Origin of the sequence: Nocardioides sp. QY071, from assembly GCF_029961765.1 — a bacterium.
Taxonomy (GTDB): Bacteria; Actinomycetota; Actinomycetes; order Propionibacteriales; family Nocardioidaceae; genus Nocardioides.
In genome coordinates, this window is the sequence record NZ_CP124681.1 from 183,084 (window position 1) to 200,761 (window position 17,678).

Sequence of the window (17,678 nt, forward strand, 5' to 3'; positions counted from 1 at the left end):
GTGCGGGCGGGCTCGGGCGCCCTCGCGGGCTTCCTCGCCGCCGACGCCATCTCGCTCGCCGGCACCCGGCTCTCGCAGATCGCCGTGCCGTGGCTGGTCCTGACCACGACCGGGTCGGCCACCCGCACCGGCCTGGTGGCGTTCGCCGGGCTGCTGCCGCTCGTGCTCGCCCAGGCCCTCTGTGGACCGTGGATCGACCGCACCGGCGCGCGCCGCGTCGCGATCGGGTTCGACGTCGCGTCCGGGATCGCGGTCGCCGCCGTCCCGATCGCGTACGCCGCCGGCTGGCTGCACTTCCCGGTGCTCGTGGCGCTGGTGGCCGTGACCGGTGCCCTGCGGGGACCGTCCGAGGCCGCGCGGCACGCGATGGTCCCCTCCCTGGTGCGGTACGTCGGGCTGCCCACCGAGCGGGTCACCGGCCTGGTCGGTACGACGGACCGGCTCTCCGCACTGGTCGGTGCGGCGGTCGGCGGCGGCCTGGTCGCGGTGCTCGGGCCAGCGACTGCGCTGCTGGTCGACGCGGGCTCCTTCCTGGCCTGCGCGGCGGTGCTCGCGGTGGCGACCCGTCGGGTCGGCAGCGTGCGGCCGGAGCCGCAGGGGTCGTCGTACCTCGCCGAGCTGCGGGGCGGATGGGACGTGCTGCGCCGCGACCCGGTGCTGCTCGCGATGATGGTGATGGTCGCGGTGACCAACCTGCTCGACCAGGGCTACTCGTCGGTGATGCTGCCGGTCTGGGCCGACGACGTGGGCGGTGGCCCGGCGGCGATCGGCCTCCTCGGTGCCTGCCGGGGCGGTGCCGCCCTGGTCGGCTCGGTGCTCGCGACCTGGCGGGCCGAGCGACTGCCGCGGTTCCGCACGTATCTCGTCGGCTACCTCCTCGCCGGTGCCCCGCGCTGGATCGTGCTCGCCGTCGGTGCGCCGCTGTGGCTGGTCGCGCTGGTGCACGTGGTCGCCGGGTTCGGTGCCGGGTTCATCAACCCGGTCCTCGGCGCCGTGCAGTTCGAGCGGATCCCCGAGGACGCGATGGGCCGGGTCAGCGCGCTGTCGCTCGCCGCGTCGTGGTCGCTGATGCCGCTCGGCGGCCTGCTCGCCGGTCTGGCGGTCACCGGCACCGGCCTGTCCGCCGGCCTGATGCTGTTCGGGGTCGCCTACCTCGTGACCACGATGGCGCCCCTGCTGTCGCCGGCGTGGCGGACCATCGACGAGCGCCCTCAGGTCGTCGTGGTGGCGGCCTCCGCGAAGGCCTCGACCGCCGCCAGGTCGTAGCTCCCCGCGTCGGTGCCCAAGCCCTGCGCGACCTGCGCGGCGGTGGCGCAGCCGAGCGCGGCCGCCTCGACGGGCGTCCTGCCGAGGGCGAGCCCGCGCAGGTAGCCCGCGGAGAAGGCGTCGCCGCAGCCGGTGGTGTCGACCACCTCGATCGGGTACGCCGGCACCTCCGTCACCCCGTCGGCGCTCGCCACCAGCGCGCCCCGAGCGCCCTGGGTGACCGCGACGCAGCCCGCGCCCGCGGCGAGCAGGGCCTGCGCCCCCTCGGCGAGGGTGGTGGCGCCGGTGAAGCCGAGGACCTGCTCGTCGTTGGGGAGCAGGTGGTCGGTGTGGGGGAGGGCCGCTGCGATCCAGGCCAGCATGTCCGGGTCGCCCGGCGCGAGGATGTCGACGGACGTGGTGATGCCGGCGGCGCGGGCGCGGGCGAGCAGCTCGCCGGCCGCGTCGCCGCCGAGGAACTCCGGCCCGCCCAGGTGGAGGTGGGTCACGCCGGACAGCACGTCGGACGGCAGGTCGTCGAGCGTGAACGCGCCGTTGGTGCCGATGCAGTGCCAGGCCGGGCGGTCGCCGTCGGGGCGCACCGGCAGCACCGACGCCGACGTCTGCGCGGAGTCCTTGCGCACGAGTCCGGCGACGTCGACGCCCTCCCGGGCCAGCAGCGCGAGCAGGGTGTCGCCGACAGGGTCGGTGCCGACGGCGCCGTACGACCGGACACTCGCGCCCAGCCGGCTGAGCACCACGGCGGTGCCGCCCGCGGTGCCGGCCGGCGACATCCGGATCGTCTCGACCAGCTGGCCCTCGGAGCCCTCGGGGATCGAATCGATCCCGAGGACGTGGGTGTCGAGGACGTGCACGCCGACGGCGGCGACCACCATGCTCATTCAGATCTCCTGGGTGCTGCCGTAGCCGCGCGACAGCGCGGCCTCGATGACGTCGAGCTGCTGCTCCTCGGTGAGCACCCGCGGCGTGCCGAGGGCACTGGCCCGGTGGTGCAGCTGGCACAGCCACTCCAGCAGGAGCGCGTTCTCGACCGCCTGGTCGAGCGAGCCGCCGAGGGTGACCGAGCCGTGGTTGGCGAGCAGGGCGGCACTGCGACCGGCGAGCGCGGTGCGCACGGCGGCGGCGAGCTCGGGCGTGCCGAAGGTGGCGTACGGCGCCACGCGGACCTCGCCGCCCAGCGCGAGCTGCTGGTAGTGCAGCACCGGCAGCGCGTCGAGCACGCACGCGAGTGCGGTGGCGAAGGGCGCGTGGGTGTGGACGACCGCGCCCTGCTGTTCCGTCGGGCCGTCGGCGTACACCCCGAGGTGGAGGGACAGCTCGCTGGTCGGAGCGAGGGTGCCCTCGATGACGGCGCCGTCGAGGTCGACGACGGTGACGTCGTCAGGTGAGCACGCGCCGAGGCGTACGCCGGTCGCGGTGATCGCGACCAGGTCGCCCACGCGGGCGCTGACGTTGCCGGCCGTGCCGACGAGCAGGCCGGCCTCGGCGAGCCGGCGGGACGCGGCCGCGACCGCCGCCCTGGCCTCGTTCACCGGCCGGTGGCGATCTGGTCCAGGTAGCCGGCGACCAGCGCGATCGCCTGGTCGATGAGGAAGCCGTCGCCCCGCGGGTCGTTCTCGAAGGCGACCTGGAAGGCGCGGTCGCCGACCTCGACGGCGAGCTCGGCGATCGTGGCGAGCTGCTCCTCGTCGTACCCACCGGCGGTGAGCAGGCCGGCCTCGATGCCGAAGGCGAGCAGGCTCTCGGCGGTACGCCGGTTGTGGTGGCGGCCGTAGTCGTAGATGGCGGGGTTGGTGCGTCCGCGCATCCAGATCTGCATGAAGGCCGGGCGCCGGTGGTAGACCTTCACGAACGCGCGCATCACCGTGTCGACCAGCGACGCGACGGTCAGCTCCTCGACGGCGGCGAGGTCGCCGGCGACCTGGTCGTCCATCTCGGCCATGTCGCGCTCGCAGAGCGCGAGGAGCACGGCCTCCTTGTCGGTGAAGTACTGGTAGAGCGAGGCGACCGGCAGCTCGGCGGCCTCCGCGATCGAGCGTGTCGTCAGGCCGTCGACGCCGTTGGTCACCACGAGCCGGGCGGCTGCTTCGAGGATCCGCTCGACCCGCTCCCGCGACCGGGCCTGGGCAGGGACCCGGCGGCGGCTCGGACCGGCGCTCGGACCGGCGCTGGATCCAACGGTGGCGGAAGGCATGCCCGAAGTGTAGCCTCCGAACCCGAACCTGACACAGATTCATCTTCGGAGGCGACGTGCAGACCATCGACCCGCGACTCACCCTGGGCCGCCGTGGCCTGCTCGCCGGCGGCGCGGCGACGTTCGGTCTGCTCGCCCTCGACGCGTTGGAGGCGGAGGTCCACGCCGGCGTACGCAAGGGCAGGCTCCCGCGCAAGGTCGACGTCGTCGTGGTCGGCGCCGGCCTCGCCGGACTGGTCGCCGCGCGCCGGATCCGCGGCGCCGGGCACTCCGTCCTCGTCGTCGAGGCCCGCGACCGGGTCGGCGGCCGGGTGCTCAACCACGAGCTCCCCACCGGCGGCACCATCGAGGCCGGCGGCGCCTTCGTCGGCCCGACCCAGGACCACGTCAAGGGCCTCGCCCACAAGCTCGGCATCGCCACCTTCGACGAGTACGTCACCGGCAAGAACGTCTACCTGTCCTCGCTGCTCGGCCGGATGGAGTTCACCGGCACCGTCCCGCCCGACCCGACGATCCTGCTCGACGCGGCGCTCGCGCTGAAGCGGCTCAACGGGTTCGCCCAGGAGCTCTCCGTCGACGCGCCCTGGTCCCACCCGCGCGCGGCCGAGTGGGACGCGATCTCCCTCGGCGACTGGCTGCGCCGCAACACCCTCAACAGCTCGGGGATCGAGAAGCTGATCCAGTCCTGGACCCAGCCCGGCTTCGGCGCCGACCCGGACCAGGTCTCGCTGCTCTTCGTGCTGCACTACATCGCCTGCTCCGGCAACGAGACGACCCCCGGCACCTTCGAGCGCAACTCCGACACCGCGGGCGGCGCGCAGGAGAGCCGCTTCGTCGGCGGCTCCCAACGGGTCCCGCTCGAGCTCGCCCGGCGCCTCGGCAAGCGGATCGCGCTCAACGCCGCCGTCACCAGGATCGTGCAGCCCGCCCACGGCCGGGTCCGGGTGCACACCGCTCGCGGCAAGGTGAAGGCCCGCCGCGTGATCGTGGCCGCCCCGCCCAAGCAGGTCCTCGGCATCGGCTTCGCGCCTGCCATGCCCGCTGGCCGGCAGGCGCTGCTCGAGCAGGTCCAGATGGGCCGGCTGATGAAGTGCGACGCCGTCTACGAGACGCCGTTCTGGCGCGACAAGGGGCTCACCGGCTTCGGCATCGCCGAGTCCGGCGCGGTCCGGGTCGCCTTCGACAACCACGTCGCCGACACCGGCCACGGCGTCCTGCTCGCGTTCGTCGGCGGCTCCGCGTGGCAGCAGTTCGGCAACCGCTCGCTCGAGGAGCGTCGTACCGCTGTCCTGCAGGGCTTCGCCGCCATGTTCGGCGTCCAGGCGCTGCACCCGATCGACTACACCGAGCACGACTGGACCCGCGAGCAGTGGACCGGCGGCGGCCCCACCGCGATCTACCCGCCGGGCGTCATGTCGACCCACGGCCGGCACATCCGTACGCCGCACGGCCGGGTGCACTGGGCCGGCACCGAGACCTCGACGTACTGGACCGGCTACATGGACGGCGCCGTCCGCTCCGGCAAGCGCGCGGCCCAGGAGGTGTTGGACTCCCTCACCTGAACCGCACCCCCTACGTTCTGGTCGTGATTTCGCAGTTGTCGCGACCAAAACGCATGGGGCGCGGCGCGGAATCGGCCAGCTTCAGGTGCGTGCAGGCTCCGGAGTCACGGACACGGGTGTCGTACGACGGGTCAGCTGTCGCACCGAGGGCGCACCGAGCGCGGCGATCGAGCTGAGCCCGATCACGGCGGCGACGGCGACCAGCCACCGGTCGGTGCCCACGACGGCGGCGACGGGACCGGTGAGTGCCAGCCCGAGCGGGCGACAGACGTACGAGCCGACCGTGTCGAAGGAGTAGACCCGCGCGAGCATGTCCTCGGCGATGTTCTCCTGGATCGCCAGGTCCCAGCTGACGCTGAACAGCTGCAGTCCGACGCCGTGCACGAACGCGCCCACCAGCACGACGGACAGGTCGCCGGCGACCGCCAGGGCGAGTGGGAAGGCGGCAGTGAACGCGAGCATCACCACGCCCCAGCGCAGCAGGTGGCGCGGTCGCCAGCGCAGCGCGACCAGGCCGCCGGCGACGAAGCCGGCCATCAGCGCCGAGAGCGTCCAGCCCCAGGCCTCCTTGCTCCAGGTGTCGCTGACGACGATCGGGCCGAGCACGCCCTGCACCCCGCCGAAGCACAGGTGGTAGAGCAGCGCCTGCCCGATCAGCAGCCACAGCCAGGTGTGCCGGAACACCTCGCGAGCGCCGTCGGCGAGCTCGGCGAGGAGCCGTTCGCGCCCGGCCGTCGCCGAGGCCGGCACCCGGATCATCGCGAAGAGCACCGCGGCGACGGCGTACGTCACCGCGTCGACGGCGATCGCCCAACCGGGGCTGGTGACCGCGACGATGACACCGGCGATCGCGAAGCCGACAGCGAACGCCGTCTGGTTGGCCAGGCTGCGCAGCACGACCGCGCGGCCCAGCTGCTCGTCGGTGACCGTCGAGCGGGTCATCGCGTTGGACGCGGGCTGGGCGACCGCGCCGAGGCAGCCGTTGACGACGCCGATCGCGGTGAGGAACCACAGTGAGCCGTGACCGGTGATCAGTACGGCGGCGCAGGCGGCCTGGCTGACCGCGGTGGCCGCCGAGGAGCCCTGCATGAGGAGCTGGCGGGGGAGCCGGTCGCCCAGCACGCCGCCGTACAGGATCGTGATGACCTCGGCGGCCGAGAACGCGGCGACGACGAGGCCCAGCTGGGTGGCCGTGCCGCCGAGGTCGAGGACCGCGAACGCCAGCGCCACCGGCGTCATCGCCGAGCCGAGGCCGCTCACCGCGACACCGCCGACGAGCAGCCGGAAGTCCCGCGAGCGCAAGGGGGAGGGCGTGGTCACCGGAGCAGAGTACTTCGGTATCTAAGTATTCGCCAGCGAACTATCAGTTTCGCTGCGCGGCCCGGCGGGGCAGGATCGGCCCATGACCGACTCCGGTGCCCCCTACGCCCCGCCCCCGCCGTCGAGCGGGCCGGCCCCGTTCGTCCCGCCGCCGTCCGGACGCCGCACGTCGATGGTGCTGCGGCACCTCATGAGCGCGGTGGTCGCACTGGTGCTGACCCCCGTCGGCGTGCTCGTCTTCGACCACGGAGCGGGGAGCTATCGCCAGGAGCTGGCGCGGACCTTGGACAGCTCCGAGGGCGGCAGCGAGCTGCTCCAGATGGTCGCGGGTGCCCTGATCCTGCTCGCCGTGGTCGCCTGCGCCCGGCTGTCCGGCCTGGGACCGGTGCTCGCCGGCCTCGTCTGGGGGCTGCTGCCGTTCGTCTGGTACCTCGTCGACGTGCCGAGCTTCTTCGACTTCACGCGAGACCTGCCGTCGACGTACTTCTGGTTCTCGCTGCCCGAGTACCTCTTCCCGCTGGTCGCGGTGATGCTCGTCGGCGCGGGCGTCGTCGGCCGCTGGCGAGGGCGCCCGCAGTAGCGTTCGCCCATGGCCGAGGACTGGACGGACCGCCACGTCGCGCGGTGGAAGGACCACTGGCTCGACCTGGCCTTCGACGAGGCGGTCGAGGGCGTGTTCGTCCGGGTCAACCGGATCGACCGCTACCTGCGCCGGGCCAAGCAGCGTGCCGTCGCCGAGGTCGGCCTGACCGACTTCGAGTACGACACCCTGCACGTGCTGATGATCCGCGACACCCCAGGCTCCGCGTCGCCGACCGAGCTCGCCACCGAGCTCGGGGTGTCCGGCGCGGGGATGACCGGGCGGCTCGACGGCCTGGAGAAGGCCGGCTGGATCCGCCGGATCCCGGCCGTCGAGGACCGCCGCCGGGTGATCGTCGAGGTCACCAAGTCCGGCATGGCCGTCTGGCGCCAGGCGATGGACCTGCGCGGTCGCGCCGAGGACGACCTCGCCGAGGCCCTCACTGAGCGCGAGCTCGCGACCCTCAACCGGCTTCTGAAGAAGGTGACGGTGCGCTCCGAGGAGCGCGAGGGCTGAGCCGCTGAGCCTGGGAAGGGGGTGGCCCGTCCGGCGTCCGGACGGGCCACCCGCTCGCGTCGCACCGACCCCCCACAGGCCGAGAACGCGAGGACGGCGGTCGGTCACGCCCTAGGCAGGCAGGACCGGACCGCCCCGCAGGTGGAACCGGCGGGTCCGCCGCGGGAGGGACGTGGGCCGCGGGCCCGCCAGGCCGAGGACGACGGGCGCACCGGGCGAGCCGGCGTCGTACCGTCGCAGGATGAGGAGCACGGCCGCCTCGGTACGACGCAGCCGCGCGTAGGTGTCCTGCAGCTCGTCCTCGCCGGTCCGGGCGTCGAGCTGCGCCTCGCACATGTGCTGCCAGCGGGCTCGCAGCGCCGCCAGCAGCGCCGTCGGGCCGTCGAAGTACGGGCGCCACTCCTCGCGCCAGGGCAGCGCGCCGCTCATGTCGGTCGCGGCGGCCGCCTCGACCTCGCGGATGATGCGGGTGCGTTCGTGGGTCTCGGTCCAGGTCATGACGGGTTCCTTCCGGGGAGCCGCGGGAGTGCCGCGAGGGGTGATGGGGTGTTCGGGGGGCGCTGGAAGGAGGAGGCGCCGGGGCGTCGCGGTGATACCGGGAATCTCGACGTATCAACGGTGCTGGCTCGCGGGTCCGATGTGCGGGACGATGCATCCGCAAGCTTCCGCGTCACGGGAAGGGGGTCGGGTGTGGACGTCGACTCACCGCTGTCAGCGCTCGTCCCCGCGGCGCGGGAAGGAGATCAGCATGCATGGGATGCGATCGTGGACCGCTTCCTCCCGCTGGTGGATGCGATCATCCGCGGCCACCGGCTCTCGGAGGCCGACGGTGACGACGTCAGCCAGACCGTCTGGCTGCGCCTCGTCGAGCACCTCGGCGACCTGCGCGAGCCCGCGGCGCTCCCCGGCTGGATCCGTACGACGACCCGCAACGAGTGCCTGCGACTGCTCTCGGCCCGCGGCCGGGTGCGCCCGGTCGACCCGCAGGACGCCTCCGGCCTCGACGCGGTCGTCGACGACGCCGCCGGCACCGACCTGCTCGCGGCCGAGAGCCGCCAGCTGCTCCGCGAGGCCCTCGCCGCGCTCCCCGAGGCCCGCCGGGCGCTGCTCCTGCTCCTCCTCGCCGACCCACCCGTCGGCTACGAGGAGATCAGCCGCCGCCTCGGCATCCCCGTCGGCAGCATCGGCCCGACCCGCGCCCGCGCGCTCGAGCAGCTGCGTCGCACCCCCGCACTGCGCCGACTGGTGGAGGTGACCCCGTGACCGGTCCTCTGGACGACGACGAGCTGATGACCCTGCTCGGCGAGGCGGTCGCCGAGGAGGCAGCCGTCAGTGACCGCCGGCGTACGGCGGCCCGCGCCGCCTTCACCTGGCGCTCCGTCGACGCCGAGCTGGCCGAGCTGCTCCACGACTCCGCCCTCGACGCCGGCGCCGCCGTCCGCTCCGGCGCCGGTGAGGGGGGCGAGCCGCGCACCTTGTCCTTCGGCCACAGCGGCCTGACCCTCGAGATCGAGGTGGACGGCGAGACCCTGCTCGGCCAGGTGATCGGCACCGGCTCCGCCGCCTCGGCCGTGGAGCCCGCCTCCGTCCTCCTCGAGCGCCCCGAGGCCGACGCGTTGAGTGCCGAGGCGGACGCCGCCGGCTTCTTCCGGCTCGAGGGGGTCCGGGCCGGGACGGTGCGGTTCGTGGTCGAGCAGGGCGGGTGGTCGCTCACCACGCCGTGGGTGACGCTGTAGCGCGGGTCGGGTTTTCGCTTCGCATCTGACGAATGGGTTGTGGATCAGTGCGAATTGCAGCCCATTCGTCAGGTGCGTGCGGAGGTCAGGTCAGCGGGCCGACGACCTTGATGGCCCCGCCTCGCGGGTCGGTACGGGATGTGGCGGTGGCGAGCACGTCCGTCCACGCCTCCCTCGCCGACTGACCGGTCTCCCGCATCCGCGCGGCGATCAGCCCGGTGACGACCGGCGTGGAGAAGGACGTCCCACTCCACTGCGCCAGCCCGTCGAACGTGCGGACCTCGCCGATGTTCGGCGGCTCGTAGCAGGTGTAGCTCCCCTTCGGGAAGGCGTTGACGTGGTTGCGACCCCGCGCATAGACACTGACCCAGTCGCCGACGTTGGAGAAGTCCGAGACGCCGGCATCGGGATCGACGGAGCCGACCGAAACCACCCATGGGTACTGCGTCGCGAACGCCGCCGGCCAGAACGGCTCGCTGCTGGCGTCGTTGCCAGCCGCGGCCACGATCAGTACGTCGTCGCGCTCGTCGAGCTTGTGGTTCTGGGCGAGCTGGACCAGGGACAGCATCGGATGGCCACCACGGGTGTGGGTGCCGGCCGAGATGCTGATCAGCTGGGGCGGGTCGTCGTCGTGGAGGGCGTCATCCAACTGACGGCAGATCCGCGACTCGTAGACGGCTCCGCCGTGGACCAGGGCGCCCTCGACCTCGACCCGGGTCTCCGGGGCGATGCAGCTGATGACACCCGCGACGAAGGTGCCATGCCCCGCGTACGGGTGGATCGCGGCAGGGTTAACCGATTCCTCGTCGGCAGCGTCGGCGAAGATGTCGTCCGCCTCGAGCCAGGGGGACGTCGTGCTGCCGACGGCCGCAGTCCACAGACCCGTGTCGACGACCGAGACGCGCACCTTCCGATCTGCCGGCACCTCGTGGCGTGACTTCGACTGCGGCGGCCAGGGCTGGGGCAGCCTCTGGCGGGGCACCTCCGGCTCGGTCGCCGGGCAGAAGAAGCCCTTGGTGGTGACGTAGACGACGTGGTCGGGCGTGATGGTGCCCCGCTCGACGACCTGCTCGCGCTCGAGCTCGTCGAGGGTCGCGAGGACGTCGTCCTGCTTGTCGTTACGCCGGGGCAGGGACACGTCGACCAGTCCGTCCGTCAGCCGCTCGCCCTCGCCCAGCTCGCCGTCGAACCGGTCTCGGTTCTTGTCGGAGGCGAAGTAGTCGCGCAGCCGCGGCACCAGCTCGTCGGGCACGAGAGCGTGGCCGCGGCGGTAGAGGTAGGTGACGTCGGCGTCGTCGCGCGGCGGCCGGTTGCCCTTGGCCGGGGCTCCGGAGACGTCCTCGAGGGCGGCCCGGATGACGCCGACCTGGATGCGGAGCCGTTCGGCAGCCAGCTTGTCCTGGGCGTCCGGCCGGCTGACATCGGGACGGTGGGGGTCCGGTCGGCCGTGACCGAGCCGGCGCAGGATGCCGCGCAGGACCGAGAGGGGCAGACCGGGGCGCTGGGGGTCGTTCACGGGCACTCCTCGGAGGCTGAACTGGCGGTCGGCGCCGCCGTCGGCGCTAACGTAGACCTGCGCGGCGACCGCCGTAAAGCACCTGAACACCGCAGCGAGGCGGCCCGTGGAGGAACTGCTGCAGCTGGCCATCGACGACCCGGAGCGGGGCCGTCGGCAGGCCGAGGACCTGCTGACGAGCTCGGCGGACCCGGCCGTGTTGTCCTACGCCCACCAGTGCCTGGGCATCGTGGCGCGGGACGCCGGACAGGCGGAGCTCGCTGACACGCATCTGCGGGCCGGGCTCCGCGCAGCTCAGCTGGCGAGAGACGCCGACCGCGAGCGCGACGTGCGCGCGTCCTACGGGACGGCTCTGGCGTGTGCTGGCCGGTCGCGTCAAGGACTGGTCCAGCTGCAGAGGGCGATGGCCGGCGCTAGTGGCCACGTCGCCCCACGGATCGCCGTGCGGATGGCAGGAGTGCTCGCCACCACGGGACGCTTCGCGGACTCGGCCGCGGTGCTCCGCGACGCGGCCGCAAGCTTCTCCGCGCTCGACGACTCTGTGTGGGAGGCCCGGGCGCGGATCTGGCTGGCTCACACGCTGCTCCACCTCGGACAGCTGGACGACGCCCAGGAGGAGGCCGAGTCGGCAGGGCGACTGTACGACGGTCCGGAGACCGTCTGGGAGCGGATCTCGGTCCTGGAGAACCTCGCCGACATCGCTGCCGCCCGGGGCGACCTGGTGCGCAGCCTCCGCCTCGGTGCCGAGGCCGCTCGCTTCTGCGCCGAGCTCGGCGTCGAGCCGCGGGCCGAGCTGGTCGGCCAGAACGCGAGCGTCCATCTCGCGGCCGGGCTGGCCGACGACGCAGCGGCTGTCCTCGGGCAGCGGCTCGCGACCACCTCCCTGACCGAGATGGACCGTGCTGAGCTGCAGCTGCTCCGTGCTGATGCCCTGCTCGCCGCGGGCCGTCCGCCCGACGCGATCGAGGAGGCCCGGGCAGCACGGCGCGGCTTCGAGCACGCCGGACGCACCTGGTATGCCCGGCGCGCTCAGGCGACCCTGCTGCAGGCTCGGGTGCGCGCGGGGGAGGTCCGCGGCGCGGCCGCAGAAGCTCGGGGTGTGGCCGAGGCACTCGACACCGAGGGAGCACCCGAGGCACCCCTCGCCCTCACCCTCGCCGGCCGGCTCGCCCGCGGCGCCGACCGCATCGATCTCTGGACCCGAGCCGCGTCGTACCGCCACCACCCCAACGCCCTCGTCCGCGCCGCCGCCTGGCACGCCCAGGGCCTGGCCCGCGAGGAGACCCACGACCGGGGCGGTGTCCTCCGGGCGGCGGCAGCCGGACTCGACGCGATCGACGAGCACCGGCGCCTGATCGGCTCCTCCGAGCTCAGGGCGCTGGCGACGACCCACGGACGCGAGCTGACCACCATCGCCCTGCGCCATGCGGCATCCGACGCAAGGACGCTGCTGCGGTGGAGCGAGCGGACCCGGGCGACGGCCCTGGCGCAGCCGCCGGCGACCTCGGACGCGGCGACCATCCCGGCCTCGCTCGCGGCGCTGCGCGACAACGGGCGCCAGCTGGCCGAGGCCCGACAGGAGGGTACGCCGACCGAGGAGCTCGAGCGGGAGCGGCGGCGGCTGGAGCGGGCGGTGCGGGCGGAGAGCCACACGCTGTCGGCGACGACGGCCACCCAGCAGCGGCCCACGAGTGTCGAGGAGATCGTCGCGGCGACCGGCGAGACCTGCCTGGTGGAGCTGGTCGACGTCGACGGGAGCCTGCACGTCGTGGTCGCCCACGCCGGCAAGGTACGACGCCGGGTCGCCGGCACGACGTCCGAGATCGCCGCCCTGCTCGGCCCGGCAGGGATGCTGCTGCGCCGGGCGGCCCGGGGCCGGCCGGCCGACACCGCCACCATCGGGCGGTCCCTGCAGCAGGCCGTCCTCGGCGACGCGGTCCGACTGCTCCCCGACGCCCCTGTGACCCTCGCCCCGACGGCCCGCCTGCACGGCCTGGCCTGGTCCCTGCTCCCGGCCCTCCAGGACCGGCCGTTCGCGGTGGTCCCCTCGGCCGGCCAGTGGCTGCGGGCCCGCGCCACGCCCGCCCCGCAGCAGGCCGGCACCGTGCTCGTGGCCGGTCCGGCCCTGGCGAGCGGCGGCGCGGAGGTGCCGGTCCTCGCCGAGCGCCACCCGGACGCCGTCCTGCTCGACGGGCCGCGGGCCACGCTCGAGGCGGTGCTGGCCCACCTCGACGGCGCCGGTCTGGTGCACCTCGCCGCGCACGGCCGGTTCCGGGCCGACAGCCCGCTGTTCTCGGCGCTCGACCTGGCCGACGGCCCGCTGACGGTCCACGACCTGGAGCGGGTCCCGCGGGCGCCGTACCGCGTCGTGCTCTCCGCCTGCGAGTCCGGCGTGCTCGCGCCGGTCGGGGCCGAGGAGCTGCTCGGGCTGGCGGCGGCGCTCTTCTCGCTCGGCACGGCCGGGCTGGTGTGCAGCGTCGGCGAGGTCAACGACGACGCGACCGCCGACCTGATGGTCGGCCTCCATGCCGCGCTCGCCGACGGCAGCGACCCGGCGACCGCCCTGTGCGAGGTACGCCGCCGAGCAGCGGGCGATCCGGTCGCGGCCGGCACCGCGGCGGCGTTCCTCGCGCTGGGCGTGTGACCGATAGAACCCGTTCTCGTTGTGGAGGGCATGCCGCGCCGTGCCCTCACGACCGTCGCCGTCCTGCTCGCCCTGCTCGGTGGCCTCCTCGCTGCGCCCGCGCCGGCACGGGCCGACACGAAGCCCTTGCCCGTGCCCTACAGCTTCCTGCCGAACGCCGCCTTCGGCGGCATGCCCGGCGCCAACGCACCCGGCACCAACGACTTCACCTGCAAGCCGACTGCCGCCCACCCCCGTCCGGTGATCCTCGTCCACGGCCTGCTCGGCAACCGCGCCACCAACTGGCAGACCTACGGCCCCCTGCTCAAGAACAACGGCTACTGCGTCTTCGCACTCACCTACGGCGTCGAGTACGACGTCACCCCGGTCAACCTGTTCGGCGGCGTCGACGACATGCGGGTCAGCGCCCGCCAGCTCAAGAGGTTCGTGCAGAAGGTGCTCCGGGCGACCGGAGCCAGCAAGGTCGACCTGGTCGGGCACTCCGAGGGCACGGTGATGCCGCAGTGGTACCTCAAGTTCCTGGGCGGAGCGAAGCGGGTCGAGAACTACGTCGGCCTCGCCTCGGCCTACCGCGGCACCGGCGTCGCCTCGCTCGGTGACCTCGTCGCCGCCGTCCTCCCTGGCGGCATTCTGCCTACTGGCTGCCGCTCCTGCCTGCAGTTCTCGCCGGCCTCGAGGTTCATGAAGAGGCTCCACGAGGGCGGCATGCTCCAGCCCGGGGTGCGCTACACGAGCATCGTCACGAAGTACGACGAGCTGGTGCTGCCCTACACCAACGGCACCCTGCCCGGCGTGAACAACGTGGTGCTGCAGGACGTCTGCAAGCAGGACTACTCCGAGCACTTCCAGATCGCGTCGAGCCGCAACGCCGCCCAGCTGGTGCTCAACGCGCTGAACCCCGACCACCCGCGCCCGATCCGCTGCGCGCTCGTCCTGCCCTTCGTCGGCGAGCTGATCCCCGGACTGCTCTGAGCGGGCGGGCCGCGGCCGAATAGGCTTCGGCCATGACTGGAACCAGCCTCACTGCCCGGGAAGCCATCGCGGCCGTCCAGGGGCACGAGGCCTGGGCGATCATCCGCCGCTCCACCCGCGCGGGCGACCGCGACACCGTCGGCGTCCTCGGCGGCACCCGCAGCGTCGTCGAGTCGATCATGGACATCCCGCTCGAGACCGGCGTACCGGAGCCGGGGCACATCTGCGACCGGCTGGTCGCAGTACCGTTCCGGCAGGTCAGCGAGCGCGGCTTCGAGGCCCACGACGACGGCACTCCGCTCGTCGTGGTCGACGTGCACAGCGAGCACGAGTTCTCCGTGGCCGACGTGGTCGACGCGATCGACCCGGTCGAGGTGGAGTTCACCGATCGCGGCGGCTTCGAGACCTCCGACGAGGAGTACGCCAAGATCGTCGCCGCGATCATCGACGGCGAGATCGGCCAGGGCGAGGGCGCCAACCTCGTCGTCGGCCGCAACTACCGCGCCGTCGTCGCCGACTTCGGCCCCGACGTCGCGTTGACCGTCTTCCGCCGGCTGCTGGAGCGCGAGCGCGGCGCGTACTGGACCTTCGTCTTCTTCACCGGCGACCGCTTCCTGATCGGCGCGTCGCCCGAGCGGCACGTGTCGGTCCACGGCGGCGACGTCCGCATGAACCCGATCTCCGGCACCTTCCACCTGCGCCCGCCCGCCGGCGAGACCCGCAGCACCGAGGCGCGGATGCGCGACTTCCTCAAGGACGAGAAGGAGATCTACGAGCTCTTCATGGTCGTCGACGAGGAGCTCAAGATGATGTGCGACATCTGCACCGAGGGCGGCCAGGTGCTCGGCCCGTTCCTCAAGCCGATGACCCACCTCATCCACACGGAGTACCTCCTGGCCGGCCGCACCACCCGCGACGTGCGCGAGGTCCTGCGCGACACGATGTACGCCGCCACCGTCACCGGCTCGCCCGTCGAGAACGCCTGCCGCCTGATCAGGCAGTACGAGCCCGAGGGCCGCGGCTACTACGCCTCCGCGCTCGCCATCTTCGGCCGCGACGAGGCCGGTGAGCCGGTCCTCGACAGCCCGATCGTGCTGCGCACGGCCGACGTCTCGACGTCCGGCTCGCTCAAGGTCACGGCCGGAGCCACCCTGGTGCGCGACTCCGTGCCGGCGTACGAGGTCGCGGAGACGCACGCCAAGGCGGGCGGCATCCTGTCGGCCTTCGGCCTCGTCCCGCCCGCCCCGGTGCCGGACGTCGCCGTCGCCGACCTGGTCGTGGACGAGGAGGTGCTGATCGCGCTCAACGCCCGCAACAACCGGCTCTCCGGCTTCTGGCTCGCCGACCAGGCCGGCACCCCGGTCGACCCGCGCCTCGCCGGGAAGTCCGCCGTCATCCTCGACGGCGAGGACGACTTCGTGAACATGCTGCGCCACATGCTCGCCCGGATGGGCATGAGCTCGTCGGTGGTGCGTCACGAGGACTACGCAGACGGCGTGCTCGACGGCTACGACCTGGTCATCGTCGGGCCGGGCCCCGGCGACCCGCGCGACGACGCCGACCCGAAGATGGGTCAGCTGCGCGCCGCCGTCGCCTGGCTGCTGGCCAACGAGAAGCCGTTCGTCGCGGTCTGCCTGGGCCACCAGGCGCTGTGCCACCAGCTCGGCATCCCGCTCGCCTACAAGGACATCGTGTTCCAGGGCACCCAGGCCACCGTGCTGCTCGACGGGCGCCCCCAGCGGGTCGGCTTCTACAACACCTTCGTGGGCCGGGTGTCGGACGACCTCGAGCTCCCGGCGGGTGTCCGGGTGGACGCCGACGCAGAGACCGGCGATGTCAACGCCCTGGCCGGCCCCCACTTCCGGGGCGTCCAGTTCCATGCCGAGTCGATCCTCACCGAGCGCGGCTTCGACATCGTCCACGACCTCGTCGCCGGCGTCCTGCTCTGAGCGTGCCGACGTGGACCTGATCGCGGGCTCACCGGCGTCGTACCTCGGCGCGGACGAGGTCGTCGAGTCCGCGGCACCCGCGATCGTCGCCCTGGCCGAGCAGCTGGGCGCCGGCGTCCTGGACGACGCCGCGTTCGCGGACGCGTCCTTCGCCTGGGTGCGCGACGAGATCGCCCACGCCGGCGACGCGGGCGACCCGCGGTTCGCCGTCTCGGCGACGGCGGTGCTCGCCGACGGGGTCGGCTGGTGCTACGCCAAGGCGCACCTGCTCGCCGCCGTGCTGCGTGCCGGCGGCGTACCCACCGGGCTGTGCTACCAGAAGCTGGCCGACGGCGACGCGCACGTCGTGCACGGCCTGGTCGCCGTCCACCTCGACGGTGCCTGGCACCGGCAGGACCCGCGGGGCAACAAGCCCGGCGTGGCAGCTGAGTTCTCGCTGGGCGAGGAGCGGCTGGCGTGGCCGGTCGACGCGGCTGCCGGCGAGGTCGACTGGCCCGAGGTGCACGTCGTACCCGCTCCGGGTGTGGTCGCCGCGCTGCGACGCGGCGAGCTCGCCGTGGAGCTGTGACGCGGGATGCTCGCGGGCGCCTGTCCACAGGCTGCTGCTCCGCAGTGGCGTGACGCATCACCAGCGGGCACGATCAGCCCATCACTCCGCTTCACCGGAAGGTCCGGTGGAGAGGAAGGGCGCGATGCTCGTTGTCGTGTCAACCCTGCTGGCACTGCCCGGAGCGGTGTGGGCGATCATCCAGGTGATCGACCGTTTCCGTCGGAAGCCCTAAGCAGGGGCGGGACGGCTCGGCGCCTACCTGAGCCGTCCCGCTTCCTTCCTTCGATGGTACGCCGAGATGAGGGCCCGATGGCGGTGACGAAGCGATGACCACTCCCGACGTCGTGGTCGTCGACCACCACGACTCCTACACCTGGAACCTGGTCCACCTGGTCGCCGGCGTGACCGGCGTACTGCCGACGGTGGTGCAGTGGGACGACCCGGTCGACCTCGCGACGTACTCCCACATCGTGCTCTCGCCGGGGCCCGGCCACCCGACCGAGTACGCCTGGGGCTTCGACGAGGGCCGGCCGGTGCTCGGTGTCTGCCTGGGCATGCAGGGCCTGGTGGTCGCGTTCGGCGGCGAGGTGGGACGGGTCGAGCCCGCCCATGGCACGGTCGAGGCGGTGACCCACGACGGGCGCGGGGTCTTCGCCGGCCTGCCGGACCCGATCGCCGCGGTCCGCTACCACTCGCTGGCGGCCACCCGACTGCCCGACGGGCTCGAGGCGACGGCGTGGGCGGCGGACGGCACCGTGATGGGGGTGCGGCACCGGACCCTGCCGCTCGAGGGCGTGCAGTTCCACCCCGAGTCGGTGCTGTCCGAGCACGGGGCGAGGCTGGTCGCGAACTTCCTCGCGGTGGGAGGGTGAG

General features: G+C 73.3%; 17 protein-coding genes. 11 read left to right on the forward strand and 6 right to left on the reverse strand.

What is annotated here, in order from left to right:
* Entirely contained in the window at positions 1–1,266 is a 1,266-nt protein-coding gene (locus QI633_RS00860; RefSeq protein ID WP_282427804.1) for an MFS transporter, read from the forward strand.
* Here the strand turns inward: QI633_RS00860 and QI633_RS00865 are convergent.
* Genes QI633_RS00865 through QI633_RS00875 form a run of 3 tightly spaced genes read right to left on the reverse strand, consistent with a single transcriptional unit; the run spans position 1,212 to position 3,460 of the window.
* Positions 1,212–2,147, reverse strand: coding sequence for a sugar kinase (locus tag QI633_RS00865; RefSeq protein ID WP_282427805.1), 936 nt, complete (start codon positions 2,145–2,147; stop codon positions 1,212–1,214). The genes QI633_RS00860 and QI633_RS00865 overlap by 55 nt on opposite strands.
* Entirely contained in the window at positions 2,148–2,798 is a 651-nt protein-coding gene (locus QI633_RS00870) for a class II aldolase/adducin family protein (protein WP_141796364.1), read from the reverse strand.
* Entirely contained in the window at positions 2,795–3,460 is a 666-nt protein-coding gene (locus QI633_RS00875) for a TetR/AcrR family transcriptional regulator (RefSeq protein ID WP_141796363.1), read from the reverse strand. Before QI633_RS00875 ends, QI633_RS00870 begins: the two co-directional genes overlap by 4 nt.
* Positions 3,461–3,516: 56 nt before the next feature.
* Here QI633_RS00875 and QI633_RS00880 point away from each other — a divergent pair, with 56 nt between their 5' ends.
* Positions 3,517–5,022 carry an FAD-dependent oxidoreductase gene (locus QI633_RS00880; protein ID WP_282427806.1) on the forward strand — a complete coding sequence of 502 codons (1,506 nt, stop codon included), beginning with the start codon at positions 3,517–3,519 and terminating at the stop codon, positions 5,020–5,022.
* A gap of 81 nt (positions 5,023–5,103) precedes the next feature.
* On the opposite strand, the gene QI633_RS00885 is transcribed toward QI633_RS00880, so the two are convergent.
* Complete coding sequence (locus QI633_RS00885) at positions 5,104–6,342, reverse strand: MFS transporter (RefSeq protein ID WP_260805662.1); 1,239 nt, start codon at positions 6,340–6,342, stop codon at positions 5,104–5,106.
* A gap of 82 nt (positions 6,343–6,424) precedes the next feature.
* On the opposite strand from QI633_RS00885, the gene QI633_RS00890 reads away from it, so the two are divergent.
* A complete protein-coding gene (locus QI633_RS00890) occupies positions 6,425–6,922 on the forward strand; it encodes a hypothetical protein (protein WP_141796360.1) in 498 nt (165 codons plus the stop codon).
* Between the two features lie 9 nt (positions 6,923–6,931).
* Positions 6,932–7,438, forward strand: coding sequence for a MarR family transcriptional regulator (locus QI633_RS00895; protein ID WP_141796359.1), 507 nt, complete (start codon positions 6,932–6,934; stop codon positions 7,436–7,438).
* A 111-nt stretch (positions 7,439–7,549) separates the two neighbouring features.
* Here QI633_RS00895 and QI633_RS00900 read toward each other — a convergent pair whose 3' ends face one another.
* Positions 7,550–7,936 carry a hypothetical protein gene (locus tag QI633_RS00900; protein WP_141796358.1) on the reverse strand — a complete coding sequence of 129 codons (387 nt, stop codon included), beginning with the start codon at positions 7,934–7,936 and terminating at the stop codon, positions 7,550–7,552.
* Positions 7,937–8,128: 192 nt separating this feature from the next.
* On the opposite strand from QI633_RS00900, the gene QI633_RS00905 reads away from it, so the two are divergent.
* Positions 8,129–8,701, forward strand: a complete 573-nt coding sequence (locus tag QI633_RS00905) for a sigma-70 family RNA polymerase sigma factor (protein ID WP_141796357.1) — start codon at positions 8,129–8,131, stop codon at positions 8,699–8,701.
* The gene (locus QI633_RS00910; RefSeq protein WP_141796356.1) at positions 8,698–9,174 is read left to right on the forward strand and encodes a hypothetical protein; all 477 of its coding nucleotides are present in this window, start codon (positions 8,698–8,700) and stop codon (positions 9,172–9,174) included. The genes QI633_RS00905 and QI633_RS00910 overlap by 4 nt, the downstream gene beginning before the upstream one ends.
* An 85-nt stretch (positions 9,175–9,259) precedes the next feature.
* Here QI633_RS00910 and QI633_RS00915 read toward each other — a convergent pair whose 3' ends face one another.
* On the reverse strand, positions 9,260–10,690 hold the full coding sequence (locus tag QI633_RS00915) for a S8/S53 family peptidase (RefSeq protein WP_141796355.1): 1,431 nt from the start codon (positions 10,688–10,690) through the stop codon (positions 9,260–9,262).
* A gap of 106 nt (positions 10,691–10,796) precedes the next feature.
* On the opposite strand from QI633_RS00915, the gene QI633_RS00920 reads away from it, so the two are divergent.
* The 5 genes from QI633_RS00920 to QI633_RS00940 all read left to right on the forward strand — a co-directional run bounded on the left by QI633_RS00920 (position 10,797) and on the right by QI633_RS00940 (position 17,677).
* Positions 10,797–13,334 (forward strand): CHAT domain-containing protein, encoded by a 2,538-nt coding sequence (locus QI633_RS00920; RefSeq protein WP_282427807.1) that lies wholly within the window; start codon positions 10,797–10,799, stop codon positions 13,332–13,334.
* A gap of 30 nt (positions 13,335–13,364) precedes the next feature.
* A complete protein-coding gene (locus tag QI633_RS00925) occupies positions 13,365–14,306 on the forward strand; it encodes an alpha/beta fold hydrolase (RefSeq protein ID WP_282427808.1) in 942 nt (313 codons plus the stop codon).
* Positions 14,307–14,338: 32 nt separating this feature from the next.
* Positions 14,339–16,255 carry an anthranilate synthase family protein gene (locus tag QI633_RS00930; protein WP_141796352.1) on the forward strand — a complete coding sequence of 639 codons (1,917 nt, stop codon included), beginning with the start codon at positions 14,339–14,341 and terminating at the stop codon, positions 16,253–16,255.
* Positions 16,256–16,265: 10 nt separating this feature from the next.
* Entirely contained in the window at positions 16,266–16,823 is a 558-nt protein-coding gene (locus QI633_RS00935) for a transglutaminase family protein (RefSeq protein WP_282427809.1), read from the forward strand.
* Between the two features lie 308 nt (positions 16,824–17,131).
* The gene (locus tag QI633_RS00940; RefSeq protein WP_282427810.1) at positions 17,132–17,677 is read left to right on the forward strand and encodes an aminodeoxychorismate/anthranilate synthase component II; all 546 of its coding nucleotides are present in this window, start codon (positions 17,132–17,134) and stop codon (positions 17,675–17,677) included.
* Position 17,678: the final 1 nt, after the last annotated feature.